This is a genomic window from Methylobacterium sp. R2-1, assembly GCF_014191355.1.
In the GTDB taxonomy this organism is placed as follows: domain Bacteria; phylum Pseudomonadota; class Alphaproteobacteria; order Rhizobiales; family Beijerinckiaceae; genus Methylobacterium.
Genome location: NZ_JACHWM010000010.1, coordinates 30,323 through 45,229, shown reverse-complemented (window position 1 = coordinate 45,229; position 14,907 = coordinate 30,323). Strand labels below are relative to the sequence as shown.

Annotated in this window: 14 protein-coding genes; 8 read left to right on the top strand and 6 right to left on the bottom strand. The window is 69.6% G+C overall.

Going from position 1 to position 14,907, the window contains the following annotated elements:
• Positions 1-36 precede the first annotated feature (36 nt).
• The gene (dnaE, locus tag FHU13_RS14995; RefSeq protein ID WP_183436669.1) at positions 37-3,558 is read left to right on the top strand and encodes a DNA polymerase III subunit alpha; all 3,522 of its coding nucleotides are present in this window, start codon (positions 37-39) and stop codon (positions 3,556-3,558) included.
• A 241-nt stretch (positions 3,559-3,799) separates the two neighbouring features.
• A complete protein-coding gene (locus FHU13_RS14990) occupies positions 3,800-4,585 on the top strand; it encodes a lytic transglycosylase domain-containing protein (protein ID WP_183436668.1) in 786 nt (261 codons plus the stop codon).
• 121 nt (positions 4,586-4,706) lie between these two features.
• Here the strand turns inward: FHU13_RS14990 and FHU13_RS14985 are convergent, their stop codons facing one another.
• Both FHU13_RS14985 and FHU13_RS14980 read right to left on the bottom strand, forming a co-directional pair.
• The gene (locus tag FHU13_RS14985; RefSeq protein ID WP_183436667.1) at positions 4,707-5,402 is read right to left on the bottom strand and encodes a gamma-glutamylcyclotransferase; all 696 of its coding nucleotides are present in this window, start codon (positions 5,400-5,402) and stop codon (positions 4,707-4,709) included.
• Positions 5,403-5,446: 44 nt separating this feature from the next.
• Positions 5,447-5,836 (bottom strand): hypothetical protein, encoded by a 390-nt coding sequence (locus FHU13_RS14980; RefSeq protein ID WP_183436666.1) that lies wholly within the window; start codon positions 5,834-5,836, stop codon positions 5,447-5,449.
• A 127-nt stretch (positions 5,837-5,963) separates the two neighbouring features.
• On the opposite strand from FHU13_RS14980, the gene recO reads away from it, so the two are divergent.
• A complete protein-coding gene (gene recO, locus FHU13_RS14975; RefSeq protein ID WP_183436665.1) occupies positions 5,964-6,704 on the top strand; it encodes a DNA repair protein RecO in 741 nt (246 codons plus the stop codon).
• Between the two features lie 121 nt (positions 6,705-6,825).
• A complete protein-coding gene (gene parC / locus FHU13_RS14970) occupies positions 6,826-9,072 on the top strand; it encodes a DNA topoisomerase IV subunit A (RefSeq protein WP_183436664.1) in 2,247 nt (748 codons plus the stop codon).
• Between the two features lie 76 nt (positions 9,073-9,148).
• Here the strand turns inward: parC and infA are convergent, their stop codons facing one another.
• Together infA and FHU13_RS14960 are read right to left on the bottom strand one after the other, a co-directional pair.
• Positions 9,149-9,424 carry a translation initiation factor IF-1 gene (gene infA, locus FHU13_RS14965; protein ID WP_003600463.1) on the bottom strand — a complete coding sequence of 92 codons (276 nt, stop codon included), beginning with the start codon at positions 9,422-9,424 and terminating at the stop codon, positions 9,149-9,151.
• Between the two features lie 317 nt (positions 9,425-9,741).
• Positions 9,742-10,854: a branched-chain amino acid ABC transporter substrate-binding protein gene (locus tag FHU13_RS14960; protein WP_183436663.1), complete on the bottom strand. Its 1,113-nt coding sequence runs from the start codon at positions 10,852-10,854 to the stop codon at positions 9,742-9,744.
• Between the two features lie 170 nt (positions 10,855-11,024).
• Here FHU13_RS14960 and FHU13_RS14955 point away from each other — a divergent pair, with 170 nt between their 5' ends.
• The 4 genes from FHU13_RS14955 (at position 11,025) to FHU13_RS14940 (ending at position 13,710) form a co-directional block, all read left to right on the top strand.
• Positions 11,025-11,348, top strand: coding sequence for an XdhC family protein (locus tag FHU13_RS14955; protein WP_012452917.1), 324 nt, complete (start codon positions 11,025-11,027; stop codon positions 11,346-11,348).
• A 62-nt stretch (positions 11,349-11,410) separates the two neighbouring features.
• The gene (locus tag FHU13_RS14950) at positions 11,411-12,115 is read left to right on the top strand and encodes an XdhC family protein (RefSeq protein ID WP_183436662.1); all 705 of its coding nucleotides are present in this window, start codon (positions 11,411-11,413) and stop codon (positions 12,113-12,115) included.
• A 4-nt stretch (positions 12,116-12,119) separates the two neighbouring features.
• A complete protein-coding gene (locus tag FHU13_RS14945; RefSeq protein ID WP_183436661.1) occupies positions 12,120-13,130 on the top strand; it encodes a molybdopterin-binding protein in 1,011 nt (336 codons plus the stop codon).
• Positions 13,117-13,710: an NTP transferase domain-containing protein gene (locus FHU13_RS14940; RefSeq protein ID WP_183436810.1), complete on the top strand. Its 594-nt coding sequence runs from the start codon at positions 13,117-13,119 to the stop codon at positions 13,708-13,710. Before FHU13_RS14945 ends, FHU13_RS14940 begins: the two co-directional genes overlap by 14 nt.
• An 8-nt stretch (positions 13,711-13,718) precedes the next feature.
• Here the strand turns inward: FHU13_RS14940 and FHU13_RS14935 are convergent, their stop codons facing one another.
• Together FHU13_RS14935 and FHU13_RS14930 are read right to left on the bottom strand one after the other, a co-directional pair.
• Complete coding sequence (locus FHU13_RS14935; protein ID WP_183436660.1) at positions 13,719-13,880, bottom strand: DUF2256 domain-containing protein; 162 nt, start codon at positions 13,878-13,880, stop codon at positions 13,719-13,721.
• A gap of 4 nt (positions 13,881-13,884) precedes the next feature.
• Positions 13,885-14,751, bottom strand: coding sequence for a methionyl-tRNA formyltransferase (locus FHU13_RS14930; RefSeq protein ID WP_183436659.1), 867 nt, complete (start codon positions 14,749-14,751; stop codon positions 13,885-13,887).
• Between the last annotated feature and the right edge of the window lie 156 nt (positions 14,752-14,907).

Below are 14,907 nucleotides of genomic sequence, written 5' to 3'. Positions count from 1 at the left end.
GAGGCGCGATCTTAGCGGGCTCCGAGCAGGGTCCCCATGGCGCGCACACTCACAGACGTCGGCTTCGTCCACCTTCACGTCCATTCGTCCTACTCCCTGCTCGAAGGCGGGGTGAAGGTCGCCGATCTGGTGAAGGCCGCCGCTGCCGACCGCCAGCCGGCGCTGGCGCTTACCGACACCAACAACCTGTTCGGCGCGCTGGAATTTTCGGAGAAGGCAGCCGGCACCGGCATCCAGCCGATTGCCGGCCTCCAACTCACGATCTGCTTCGAGGCGCCCGACCCGATGGCGCGTCTGCCTCAGGCCGGCTGCGCCAACATCGTGCTGCTGGCCCAGGACGAGACCGGCTACGGCAACCTGCTGCGGCTCGGCAGCCGGGCTCATTTCGACGGTCCGCTCGGCGCCGCTCCCAACCTGGCCGTTTCGGCGCTGGAGGGCAACGTCGAGGGACTGATCGGCCTGACCGGCGGTTTCACGGGGCCGCTCGACACCTCCTTGCGCGCCGGCCGCGCCGATCAGGCGGTGCGCCGCCTGGAAATCCTGAAAGGGGCGTTCGGCGAGGAGCACCTCTACGTCGAGATCCAGCGCCACGGCCTCGACGACGAGCGTGCGGTCGAGCGCGAGTTGCTGCGGCTCGCTGACGCGAACGGCCTCGGCATCGTCGCCACCAACGAGCCGTTCTTCGCCAAGCCCGGCGATTACGACGCGCACGACGCACTGCTCGCCATCGCGGAGGGCCGCCTCGTCTCCGACGAGCGCCGCCGCCGGCTGACCCCGCGCCACGCCTTCACCACGCGCGCCGCGATGAAGGAGCTGTTCCGCGATCTGCCGGACGCGCTCTCGGCCTCGGTCGAGATCGCCATGCGCTGCTCCTACCGGGCGCGCACCCGCAAACCCATCCTGCCGAACTTCGCCAGCGTCGCGGCGGGCGAGGCTCCGCCCATGGCCGAAGCGCTGGCCGAGTCCTCCGAGGCGCCGGTGCAGGCGATCGCCGCCGACGAGCCGACCGAGCTGTGCCGGCAAGCCGAAGCCGGGCTGGATCTGCGCCTGAAGCAGCACGGCACCGCCCCCGGCTTCACGGAGGAGGATTACCGCGCGCGGCTGAAGTTCGAGCTCGACGTCATCGTCAAGATGAAGTTCCCAGGCTACTTCCTGATCGTCTCGGACTTCATCAAATGGGCCAAGGACCACGACATCCCGGTCGGACCGGGCCGCGGCTCGGGCGCGGGCTCGCTGGTTGCGTGGTCGCTTCTCATCACCGACCTCGACCCGCTTCGCTTCGGCCTGTTGTTCGAGCGCTTCCTCAACCCCGAACGCGTCTCGATGCCGGACTTCGACATCGATTTCTGCGTCGAGGGCCGCGAGCGGGTGATCCGCTACGTGCAGAAGCGCTACGGCGAGCGGCAGGTCGGGCAGATCATCACCTTCGGTACGTTGCTCGCCCGCGGCGTGCTGCGCGACGTCGGCCGCGTTCTGGAGATGCCCTACGGGCAGGTCGACAAGCTGACCAAGCTCGTGCCGCAGAACCCAGCCAACCCCGTGACGCTGGCCCAGGCGATCGAGGGTGAGCCCAAGCTCCAGCAGGCGATCGAGGAGGAGCCGATCGTCGCACGGCTCATCGAGATCTCGAAGAAGCTGGAGGGGCTGCACCGCCACGCCTCGACCCACGCCGCCGGCGTGGTGATCGGCGACCGCCCTCTCGAAGAGCTGGTGCCGCTCTACCGAGACCCGAAGACGGGCATGCGGGTGACCCAGTTCAACATGAAATGGGTCGAGCAAGCCGGGCTGGTGAAGTTCGACTTCCTCGGCCTCAAGACCCTCACCATGCTGCGGTGCTGCACGGACCTGCTGAAGCAGCGCGGCATCGAGGTCGATCTCGCCCAGATCCCGCTCGACGACAAAAAAACCTACGAACCGATGGGCCGCGGCGAGACCGTCGCGGTGTTCCAGGTGGAATCTGCCGGCATGCGCAAGGCGCTGTGCGAGATGCAGGCCGACCGCCTGGAAGACATCATCGCGCTCGTGGCGCTCTACCGGCCGGGCCCAATGGCCAACATCCCGGTCTATTGCGAGCGCAAGCTCGGGCGCGACGCCGGCAACGAGGCGAGCTGGTACTCGCACCCGATGCTGGAGCCGATCCTGAAGGAGACCTTCGGGATCATCGTCTACCAAGAGCAGGTGATGGAGGTCGCCAAGGTTCTCGCCGGCTACACGCTGGGCGAGGCCGACATGCTCCGCCGCGCCATGGGCAAGAAGATCAAGGCGGAGATGGACGCCCAGCGCGACCGCTTCGTGAAGGGTTGTACCGAGAACGGCCTGACCAAGGCCAAAGCTGACGAGATCTTCGACCTGCTCGCGAAGTTCGCCGATTACGGCTTCAACAAGTCCCACGCGGCGGCCTACGCGCTCGTGACCTACCAGACCGCCTATCTGAAGGCGAACCATCCGGTCGAGTTCCTGGCCGCGGCCATGACGCTCGACATCGACAACACGGACAAGCTCGCCGAATTCCGTCAGGACGCGCAGCGCCTGAAGATCACCGTCGAGCCGCCTTCGGTGAACACCTCCGGCGTGGTGTTCGACGTGCGGGAGGGGCGCATCCTCTACGCGCTCGCCGCGATCAAGGGGGTCGGCCGCTCGGCGGTGGAATCGATCGTCGCCGCGCGCGGCGACAAGCCGTTCAAGGATCTCGCCTGTTTCGCCCGGCGCCTGAACCCGCGCCACGTCAACAAGCGCACGCTGGAAAACCTGATCGCGGCAGGGGCGCTGGATTGCATCGAGCCGGACCGGGCGCGGGCCTGGGCCGCGGTCGAGCCGATGATGAAGATGGCCCAGGGCGCGGCCGAGGCCGAGACCTCGGGCATCACCGACATGTTCGGCGGCGTCGCCTCGGTGGATGTAGCGTTGCGCATCCCGCCGCACGAGTTCTGGACCCACACCGACAAGCTGAAACGCGAGTGCGACGCCATTGGCTTCTTCCTCTCGGGCCACCCGCTCGACGAGTACGGGCCGATCCTCGAGAAGTTGCGGGTCCAGTCCTGGGCCGATTTCTGCCGGGCGGTGCGGGCGGGCACGGCCAGCGTCGGCCGTATCGCGGCCTCCGTGCTCGACCGCTCGGAGCGGCGCACCAAGAGCGGCAACAAGCTCGGCATCGTCATCCTCTCGGACCAGACCGGCCACTTCGAGGCGATCATCTTCTCCGAGGGTCTCAACCAGTACCGCGACATCTTGGAGCCCGGCCGCCCACTGGTGCTGACGATCCAGGCAAACCTGGAGGGCGAGGACGTGCGCGCCCGCATCACCACCGCCGAGCCCTTGGATCAGGCCGCCGCCCGCCATCAGAAGGGCATGCGCATCTTCCTGCGCGACGACCGGGCACTGAGTTCAGTGCAGCAGCGACTGACCTTGCGCGGCGAGGGCGAGGTCTCGCTGATCCTGATCCTCGACGGCGGCGAGCGCGAGGTCGAGGTGCGCCTGAAGGACCGCTATCAGGCGACGCCGCAGGTCGCGGGGGCGCTGCGCGCCGTGCCGGGTGTGGTGCAGGTGGAGGTGAACTGAGCGGGCCACCCCTCCAATCTCCCGGTAACCAATCCGACCACGTCCGCAGGATATTGGCGTTACAGCACCTTTCGTGCCTCACCGCCGCCACAGCTCGGTGATTCTGCCAAGGTATGGTTCGGCCAAACTTACGGTAACGGGCGTGGGCTCCGACGGGTGGAGCTCGCCCGGCTCCGCGGTTCGGCCGAAGCCCTGCGATTGCTGCGGTGCCGCGTGAGGTTGCCGCCTGATGGAGTGTGGGATGTCCGGACACGGTTTGAGAATGGTGGCGGCCGCTACCCTGATGGGGCTGGCCGGCGCGGCGCAGGCGGCGCAGTGCGGCAACAATGCCGCCGGCTTCGAGGCCTGGAAGGACGAGTTCATCGCCGAGGCCAAGGGTCGGGCAAGCCCGGCCGCGCTCGCGGCGCTCGCCAACACCTCCTACTCCAGCGCGACCATTTCCGCGGATCGCGGGCAAAAGAGCTTCAAGCTCTCGCTCGACCAGTTCCTGGCCAAGCGCGGTGGCAACACCATCGTGTCCCGCGGGCGCGCCCTCAAGCAGCAGAATGCGGCGCTCTTCGCCTCGATCGAGCAGCGCTACGGCGTGCCGGCGGGCCCGCTGCTGGCGATCTGGGGCATGGAAACCGGCTTCGGCGCCGTGAAGGGCAACGTGAACACCCTCTCGGCGGTGGCCACGCTCGCCTACGATTGCCGCCGCTCGGCCTACTTCACCGATCAACTCTACGCCGCGCTCAAGCTCGTCGACAGCGGCGTGTTGACGCCGGCGACCCGCGGGGCGGCCCACGGCGAGGTCGGCCACACCCAGTTCCTGCCCAAGAACGTCCTGACCTACGGCGTCGGCGGCAGCCTCGACAGCGCGCCGGTCGCGCTGAACTCCACCGCCAACTTCCTGAAGGGCCACGGGTGGCAGCGTGGCGCGGGCTACCAGCCCGGCGAGCCTAACTTCGCGGCGATCCAGGGCTGGAACGCGGCCGGCGTCTACCAGCGCGCCATCGCCCTCCTCGGCGCCCGGATCGACGGGCAGTAGGTCTTCTCGCAGCCTCTTCCGTCATCGCGAGGCGAAGCCGAAGTGATCCAGGGCGCGATCCTTTCCGGACAGGGCGCGCCGCTGGACTGCTTCGCTTCCGCTCGCAGTGACGACGAGGCCGCTACGCGCAGGCGGCGCACCCCGCGCGCAGGCGCTCGGCGACGAGCGCCTGGAGCGACCACAGGTGCCGGTCGTGGATGCCGAGCCGGGCGCAGGCGTCCACGGTGCGGAACAGATACTCGGCGCTCGGGCCGAGATGTCCGCAGGCCGTCGCGATCCTCTCGGCGATCTCGGCGTCGGACAGGCGGCCGGTATAGCGGTCGCTCTGCCGGTTCACCATGAAGGTCAGCGCTGTGACCGGGCCGCCTTGCGTCTCGACCCTGACCCAGCGTCCCTCGTAGCCTTTGCCCTTCATCTCCCGCCGCCAGACCGGCATCAGCGCTGCGTGTGGGTCGGCATCGTCCAGACGGAAAGCGACGCCCCGGCAGATCCCGCCTCGGTCGAGCCCGAGCACGAAGCCGGGATTCTCCGGCGTGCCGCGGAAGCGCCGCTGCAGCAGACAGAAGCGCCGGTGCCAGCCCCGGACTGTCCCGACCCGCTGCTCGGTGAAGGCGAATTCCGGGCTCCACAGCAGCGAGCCATAGGCGAACACCCACAGGCCCTCTTCCGGCGCGGCGCGGCGGGCCAGCATCGCATCGAGTTCGGGCGTAAGGTCCTCGTCCGAGAGCAACGTCAGCGCGTTCGGGTCGTCGGCGACGGCGTCGGGATGGGCACGGGCGATCAGGTCGAGCGAGAGCGACAGGGTACGAGGGGCCATCGGGCCGGAACGGACCATTTTTGTGGGTGCGAGCGCAACCCCGTTCAGGTGCCCGGAGAATCCAGCTCCGGAAACGGCTCGCTGCGGTGCCCCTCGCAGACCTCTTCCTCGTCCCGCAGGACGGTGAGCGCGGCAGCCTCCTCCCGTACCACGAGCTTCGGCCGTTCCGGCTTGCCGAAGGTGCGGCCGCTCATCCGGGTTGAGATACAATAGAGTCGGCGGCCGCCATCCTCGAACGGGCCCGCGATCCGGCTGTGCGCGAACCGCACCGGAATCAGCGAGACCGAGCCGAAGGCGACCTGACGCAAGGCCAGCGTCGCGATACGCTCGCGGACCGTCCCGGTGGACGACGAGGCGGGAGGTGCCGCGGTCGTGGTGCAGCCCCCGGCCGTGAGGGCCATCGCCAGCATCACTCCACCGCGCCGTCCGATCATCGCCGAATCTCCCGAGCGGCGAAAGCTTAGCGGTTTCGAGCAAGGCGGGAAACGGATCCGCTGCCGCAACCCGATTTCGATGCGCCGAGCAGTCCCGTTTCGACCTCGGAATGATTATCTGTTCGTCATGCAATGGATCGACGATGGCCTGGTGATCGGCCTGCGCAAGCACGGCGAGACCGGAATCGTGCTCGAACTGATGACCCCGGAGCACGGGCGCCATCTCGGGCTCGTCCATGGCGGGCGCTCGCGGCGGATGCAGCCGATGCTCCAGCCCGGCAACACGCTTCGCGCGACGTGGCGGGCGCGGCTTGATGGAGCACTCGGCTCCTACGCGGTCGAGCCTCTGAAAACGAACGCTTCCCGGCTGATGGGCTCGGGCCTCGCACTCTACGGCATCGGGCACCTCTCCTCGCTGTTGCGGCTCCTGCCGGAGCGCGACCCGCATCCGGCGCTTTACGAGGCAGCGCAGATCCTGATTGCCCATCTCGACGATCCCGCGATCGCCCCCGCGCTGATGGTGCGGTTCGAACTGGCGCTGCTCGCCGGGCTCGGCTTCGGCCTCGATCTCTCGCATTGCGCGGCCACCGGCGCCAACGACGCCCTGGTCTACGTCTCGCCCAAAAGCGGGCGCGCGGTCAGCGCCTCGGCGGGCGAGCCCTATCGCGACCGGTTGCTGGCGCTGCCGCCCTTTCTGCGCGACCGCAACCAGCCCGGCAGCGGCTGGCGCACGCCTGATACCCATGACGTTCGGGAGGGGTTTACCTTGACGGGCTATTTCCTCGATCAGCATGTCTGGCGCCCGCGGGCGCAAGACACGCCGGAGGAACGCGCACGATTCGTCGCACTCGGCACTGGCCAGAGTTGACCGTGTTCGTGTTATGTTCCGGCGCATTTCGAGAGGCGCCGTGACCCGTCAAGACGGGGAGCGGTGGCGGTCGCCGACGCAAGGTCGGCGCCCGGACTGAACTGACGATGTGGAGTGAGTGATGGGCCAGCCCGTCCTGCCGCCGCCGAGCGACGGCATCGAGAGCGTCGAGCTGAAGACGGCGCTGGAGGAGCGCTACTATGCCTATGCGCTCTCCACGATCATGCAGCGCGCGCTGCCCGATGCCCGAGACGGCCTGAAACCCGTGCACCGGCGCATCCTCTACGGCATGCGCCTGTTGCGGCTCGACCCGACTTCGGCCTTCAAGAAGTGCGCGAAGATCGTCGGCGACGTGATGGGTGACTTCCACCCGCACGGCGACCAAGCGATCTACGACGCTCTGGTGCGCCTCTCCCAGGATTTCGCCCAGCGCTACCCGTTGGTCGATGGCCAGGGCAATTTCGGCAACATCGACGGCGACGGTCCGGCGGCCTACCGCTACACCGAGGCGCGGCTGACCGAGGTCGCCCGCCTGCTGCTCGACGGGATCGACGAGGACACGGTCGATTTCCGCGCCTCCTACAATGGCGAGAAGGAGGAGCCGATCGTCCTGCCAGCGGCCTTCCCGAACCTGCTCGCCAATGGCAGCCAGGGCATCGCGGTCGGCATGGCGACCTCGATCCCGCCGCACAACGCCGCCGAACTCTGCGACGCCGCGCTCTACCTGATCCAGAACCGCGAGGCGACCTCCGAGCAGCTCTGCACCTTCGTGCAGGGGCCGGACTTCCCCACCGGCGGCATCCTGATCGACACGCCGGAGACCATCCGCGAGGCCTACCGCACCGGCCGCGGCGGGTTCCGCGTGCGGGCGCGCTGGGCCAAGGAGGATCTCGGCCGCGGCACATGGAACATCGTCGTCACCGAGATTCCCTACGGCGTGCCGAAGGCCCGCCTCATCGAGAAGCTCGCCGACCTGCTCCAGGAGAAGAAGCTGCCGCTGCTCGCCGACGTGCGCGACGAATCGGCGGAGGATGTGCGCGTCGTGCTGGAGCCGCGCTCGCGCTCGGTCGATCCGGTGATGCTGATGGAGTCGCTGTTCCGGCTCTCCGAGCTGGAATCGCGGATTCCGCTGAACCTCAACGTCCTCGTCGGCGGGGTCGTACCCCGGGTGATTGGTCTCGCCGAGTGCCTGCGCGAATGGGCCGATCACCGCCGCGTCGTGCTCCAGCGCCGCTCAAGCTACCGCCTCGGCCAGATCGAGCGGCGCCTCGAAATCCTCGGCGGCCTGCTCATCGTCTATCTCGACCTCGACGAGGTGATCCGCATCATCCGCGAGGAGGACGAGCCGAAGGCCGCCTTGATGGCCCGGTTCGAACTCACCGAGGTCCAGGCCAACGCGATCCTCGACACCCGCCTGCGCTCCCTGCGCAAGCTCGAGGAGATGAAGCTGAAGCGCGAGTTCGAGGCGCTGACCGCGGAGAAGGAGGGGATCGAAGGATTGCTGGCCTCCGAGAAGCTCCAGTGGACCGAGATCACCAAGCAGATCCGCGCGGTGAAGAAGACCTTCGGGCCCGAGACCAAGCTGGGCCGCCGCCGCACCACCCTGGAGAACCCGCCCGACACCGCCGGCATCGACTTCACCGCCGCCATGGTCGAGCGCGAGCCGATCACGGTGATCCTGTCCGAGAAGGGCTGGATCCGTGCGCTCAAGGGGCACGTGACCGAATTGTCGGGCGTCGCCTTCAAGGGCGACGACACGCTGAAGGTCGCCTTCCTCAGCGAGACGACGGCCAAGATCCTGCTGCTCGCCTCGAACGGCAAGGTCTTCACCATCGAGGCCTCGAAGCTGCCCGGCGGGCGCGGCTTCGGCGATCCGGTGCGGCTAATGGTCGATCTCGACGATGGCACCGAGATCGTCGCGGCGTTGCCCTACAAGCCGGAGAGCAAGCTGCTCGTCGCCGGCTCGGACGGGCGCGGCTTCATCGCGCCCTCCGACGCGCTGGTCGCCAACACCCGCAAGGGCAAGGCGATTCTCGGCCTCGACGAGGGGACGCGCGCGGTGCTGCTGGTACCGGCCGAGGGCGATCACATCGCCGTCTGCTCGTCCGACAAGTTGATGCTGGTCTTCCCGGCCTCCGAAGTCACGGAACTCGGCCGCGGCAAGGGCGTGCGCCTGCAGCGCTGCCGCCAGAGCCAGCTCACGGACGCCTGCGTCTTCACGCTGGCGGAGGGGCTACCCTGGCGCGACGGCTCGGGTCAGGCACGGCTCTATCAGGCGGCGATGCTGGAGAAGTTCATGGGCCACCGCTCCGACGCTGGCGCCCTGATGACCCGCAGCTTCCCGAAATTCGAGCGGTTCGGGAAGTAATTCTTGGAACTTTCGGGCGGTGCCCTGTGGGGCGCCGCTCGGCAAGCTCGATCGAACCGAAAGTGGTTCGACGCCGTTAGCGGCGACGGAACTGCTGACCGCCGCGCTGGGGCGGACGCGGACCGGAACGCTCGTCCTTGTGACGGAACACGAGGCGGCCCTTCTCCAGATCGTAGGGCGACATCTCGACGGTGACGCGGTCGCCGGCCAGGGTCTTGATGCGGTTCTTCTTCATCTTGCCGGCCGTGTAGGCGACGATCTCGTGACCCTGGTCGAGCTGCACGCGGTAGCGCGCGTCCGGCAGGATCTCGACGACCAAGCCGTCGAACTGCATCAATTCCTCTTTTGCCATACATCTATCTCCGGCCGGGCTGCCTGCACGGGGCGCTCCGGCAAAATCAAAAAATCGGTCTATCGTGCGAAACGCGCGGCGCTGCGGGTCCGATCCGCTCGGGACGAGAGGCGTCAGCGATGCCGGGCGTCGGGTGCCTTTCGCGAAACTCCCGGATCGGGGAGTCCTCCCTCCGGCCGGACAAGCGGCACGACGGGTGTTTCGCGAAGGGCACCAATCCTGCGACTTAAGCGTCAGACGCGGTTTGTGCAAGAATATCCGCCACGCAAGGTCCGCTTAACCTCAACGCCGGGTGGAATTTTGCGGCCTCCGCCAGCTCATGGCGTGATGTCGTTGCCGGCAAAGTCGAGCCGCCCGTCGGGAAGCCGGCGCCATGCGCTGACCGAGAACGGCGGCTTCACGAGATCGCCGCCTGCGTCGAACGCTACTTCGCCGAGCACCGTCCGCAAGGTGGCGCCGCCATGCAGGAAGGCCGCGACCTTGGACGGCTCGACCGAGCGGGCGCCCTCGATCCCCTGCCGCACGACCTCGACCGCCGCATAGGCCGGGCCTGCGAACATCTCGGCCTCCGCACTCCGCGGTGTCTTGGCGCCCCTCGGCTCGGGTAGGCGGGGCGGCGCGGGCGCCACCGTCATCAGCGTGCCCTCGGCGCCGGGAACCTGCGAAAAGTCCCTGTCGAGCAGCCCGTCGCTGCCGATCACCTGCGTCGACAGGCCGGCCTCGCGCATCGCCCGGATCAGCGCTCCGGCCGGGGCCGACAGGCCGCCGAAATAGATCGCCTCGATCCCGAGCGCCCGCAGCTTGGCGACGAGAGCAGCGATCTCGCGGTCGTCGCGGGTGATGCCCTCGAACAGCCGCTCCTGCCCGCCGCGGGCCTTGAGGGCGCGGACGGCTTCGTCGGCGAGGCCGCGGCCGAAGCTGGTCTTGTCGTGGACGATGGCGACCGGCTTGCCGCGGAACCGCTCTGCGAGCAGCGTGCCGCCGAGCGCGCCCTGCTGCGCGTCGCTGCCCGAGAGCCGGAACAGCAGGCCGGCGCCGCGGCGGGTCAGCGGCGCCCAGGTCGCACCGGGCGTGACCGAGACCATGCCGGCCTCCTCATAGACCGAACTCGCCGCAGCACTGGCGCCCGAGGTGAGCGGGCCGATGACGAAGCGCACGCCGCTTGCCGCAAACCGGCGGGCCACGGCCACCGCCTGCTTCGGGTCGGCGGCATCGTCCTGCACCACGAGCTGGAGCTTCCGCCCCAGCACCCCGCCGGCGCGGTTGATCTCGGCGACTGCCTGCTCGGCGCCGAGCCGCGCGCCCTGGCCGAACCCGGCATCCGGCCCGCTCATGGGGGCGGCGAGCCCGATCTTCAGCGGTTCGGCGGCATCGACGGGGCTCGCAAGCACGAGGGCGAGGAGGGTTGCCAATGCGGTCCGCTTCGTCACACCAAGCCCCGTCCGGCTGCTGGAAAAAATCCCCGGACCTTGATGAAGTCCGCCTCGCGGGCTTGCAAGCGCCACCGTCGGCCGCATTGCGGAACGAGCCGGCACGCCTACCTCTCCCGTAACGGGACGGTCGGGGGCGGCGGGACCGGAATGTTCAGGACGCGAAGCCCATGCTCTCCACCGAGGACGATATCCTGCGCGCCGCCGAGGGCTGGCGGCGCGAGGGGCGCGCGGTCGCGCTCGCCACTGTGATCGAGACCTGGGGCTCGGCGCCCCGCCCGGTCGGCAGCCACCTCGTCATCGACGGTGACAGCCGCTTCCTCGGCTCCGTTTCCGGCGGCTGCGTCGAGGGCGAGGTCATCACCGAGGCGCTCGACGTGATCGAGGACGGGCGCCCCCGCACCCTGGAATTCGGCGTCGCCGACGAAACCGCGTGGCGGGCCGGCCTCTCCTGCGGCGGCCGCATCCGCGTCTTCGTCGAACGCATCGACTGATTTTTCGAACCCGCTCCCGCTCCTATCGTGAGCGGCCCGACTCGCATCAAGCGACAGACCTCATGCGCCTTGACACCCTGTCGGCCCTCAACGCGGAGCGCGCGGCGCGCCGCCCGGCCCTGATCGTCACCGATCCCGAGGATGGCGATCAGCGCCTCGTGCGCGCCGCTGAGATCGCCGCCGACCCGCTCGCCGCCCTGCTGCGCGAGCGCCTGCGCAGCGGCCGTAGCGGCCTCGGCGAGGGGCCCGACGGGCGTCCGGTCTTCGTGGCCGTCCACGCGCCGCCCGTGCGCCTCGTCGTTGTCGGTGCCGTGCACATCTCACAGGCCCTGGTGCCGCTCGCGGCGCAACTCGGCCTCGATCTCACGGTGATCGACCCCCGTACGGCCTTTGCCAGCCCGGAGCGCTTTCCCGGCGTGCGCCTGATCGCCGAATGGCCGGACAAGGCGCTTGAGGAGGTCGGGCCTCTCGACGCCTACACGGCTGTCGCCGCGCTCACCCACGATCCGAAGATCGACGATCCCGCCCTCATCGCGGCCCTGCGGGCGGACTGCGCCTATATCGGCGCCCTCGGATCGCGGAAAACCCAAGCGCGCCGCGTCGAGCGGCTGGAGCAGGCCGGGTTCGACGCGGCGGTGATCGGCCGGATCCACGCACCGATCGGGCTCGATATCGGCGCGGTCTCGCCCGCGGAGATCGCGCTGTCGATTCTTGCTCAACTCGTCGCGACCCTGCGCAAGGGCTGCGACGCGGCAGCGGGACGCTGAGCCCATGCAGTTCGGACCCGTCGCGACCCGCGACAGTGCGGGGCTGATCGCCGCCCATACCGTGCGCGCCGAGGGCGCGAGCCTTAAGAAGGGCCGGCCGATCCCCGAGGCGGAGGCTCTGCGGCTCGCCGAATCCGGAGTCGCTGAGATCCTGGCCGTCCGGCTCGATCCCGGCGATGTCGGTGAGGACGCGGCGGCGGCCCGCCTCGCTCGCCACCTCGCTGGGAAGGGCCTCCGCCCGGAGGCTCCCTTCACCGGTCGCTGCAACCTGTTCGCTGACGCCGCGGGCGTGTTCGTGGTCGAGCCCGCCTGCATCGATGCGGTCAACGCCGTGGACGAGGCGATCACGGTGGCGACCCTGCCGGCCTTCCGGCCCGTGGCCGCGGGCGAGATGGTCGCGACGGTCAAGATCATCCCCTATGCGGTCGCCGCCGCGCCGTTGGAGCGCGCGCTCGCCGCCGCCGACGCGCCGCCGATGCGGCTGGCGCCCTACCGCCTGAAGCGGGTCGGCGTCGTCTCGACGCTGCTGCCCGGCCTGAAATCCGCGACCGTCGCCAAGACCCTGCGCGTGCTAGCCGACCGGCTGGCGCCGACGGGGGCACGGATCGTCACCGAAACCCGCGTGCGGCACGAGGCCGACCCGGTCGCGGGCGCCATCGCGCGTGCAGTCGCGGAAGGGGTGGAGCTGGTCGTGGTGTTCGGCGCCTCGGCCATCGCCGACCGGCGCGACGTGATCCCGGCCGGCCTGGAGGCTGCGGGCGGCCGGGTCGAACAGTTCGGCATGCCGGTCGATCCCGGAAATCTGCTGCTGCTCGGCGCCCTCGGCGCCGTCCCGGTGATCGGAGCGCCGGGCTGCGCCCGCTCGCCGAAGGAGAACGGCTTCGACTTCGTCCTGCACCGCCTGCTCGCGGGGCTCTCCGTGTCCCGGGCCGATATCGTGCGCCTCGGCGTCGGCGGTCTGCTGACCGAGATTCCCCTGCGCGGCCAGCCGAGGTCGGGTGGTGACGGCGTCTGAGTTGCGCGTTGGTGCGGTGATCCTCGCCGCCGGCCTCGGTTCCCGCTTCGGGTCGGCACCGAAGATGCTCGCGCCCTATGCCGGCCGGCCGATGGTGTGCCGCGCCGCGGAGGCGGCTCTGGCCTCGCGCGCCGGGCCGGTCGTCGCGGTCCTCGGCGCGCATGCCGAGGCCGTGAGGGCGGCGTTGGCCGGCCTCGACCTGACGCTGGTCGAGAACCCCGACCCCGCCGCCGGCCTCTCGGCCTCGCTGCGCCTCGGGCTGGCCGCCCTGCCGCCGGAAACCGAGGCGGCGGTGGTGCTGCTCGGTGACATGCCGCGGATCGAGGCAGCCCATATCGATGCGCTGATCACGGCCTATGCCGGCGCGACACCGCGTCCATCCGCGGTGGTACCTGTGAGCGGCGGGCGCCGCGGCAATCCGGTGCTGCTCGATCTCGCGCATCTGGGCGCCGACCTCGCCGCGCTGTCCGGCGACCGCGGCGCCGGGCCGATCCTGAAACGCCGCGACGACCTGCTGGAGGTGCCGGCCGATCCGGCGGTGATCTTCGATGTCGACACGCCGAAGGCGTTGGGGGGCTGAGACCGAGGTCAGGTCTTGCGCGCCTCCCGCTTCGCCTCCGCCCGGCAGCGGTCCGAGCAGTAGCGCACCTCGTCCCAGACGCGCTCCCACTTCTTGCGCCACGTGAAGGGGCGGCCGCACCGGGCGCAGATCTTTTGGGGCAGATCGCCCTTGCGGCGCATCGGCGGCATGGACTCAGCGCCCGATCTGGGCGGCCTCGTTGAGCGGCACAGGGCTCCAGCGGGTGAACTGCACGTAGCCGTCGCGGGCGGCGACCACGACGTGGCGGCGGTAGCGGTGCACGACCGTGCCGGGGGCGTGGCGATGCGCCTCCTGCCAGCCTTCGGCGGCGGCGACGAAGACACGGGTGCCGCCGAGCCGCGCGATGGTCTCGATCGCGCCGAAAGCGCGCACGCGACGCAGCACCTCGGCCACGTCCTTGCGGAAGTCGAGGGTGCGGTCGGCGTCGTTCACCCGCGGCCAGTAGGAGCCGTCGCCCTGCGGCTCCGCCTTGCGCCAGCGATCGGCCAAGTCCTTCCCGATCGGTCCGAGGACGAGGCGGCGGGCCGCCATCTGGCATTTGGCGAGCAGTGTCTCGTGGGTTTCATGGCTGTCGAGGGTGAAGATGTCCTGGGCGACGATGTCGCCGGTGTCGAAGCCCTGCTCGGCGAGCACGTGCGCGGTGACCCCCCAACTCTCGTACCCGTCGAGAATCGCCTTGAAGAGCGGGTAGGGGCCCCGCCCCGTTGGCAGCGGCGAGGGATGGACGTTCAGCGCGTAGCGGACCCGCCCGTACCAGCCCCGCACGAGCCAGGGATAGCCGGCGACGACGAGGGCCACGTCGCGGCCGTGCTCCTGGGCGAGCCGCTCGATGTCGTCGGGCAGGAGCCGCGAGAGCTGGATTGGGATGCGGTGGCGCCGGGCTTGCGCCACCACGACCTCGTTGAAATCGTAGATGCCGTCGCAGGGTCGGGTGAACAGCTTCACCGGCGTCCACCCGGCCTCGATCAGCACGTCGAACACGCCGCCGAGGAAGTCGATGCCGGCGAAGGCGAATTTCATGGGTGGCGAGGTCCCGTGGCTGGCGAAAAATGCCCTGCGACGTTCGGCGCGGGCATATGGCGGCGCCGGTCGGCTCCACGCCCCCCGGCTCCGCCTTAGCTAGTGGATTTCAGAGGTTGGCGAAATCGCCGGGCGAAGATCGCTCGGCCGGGGGGC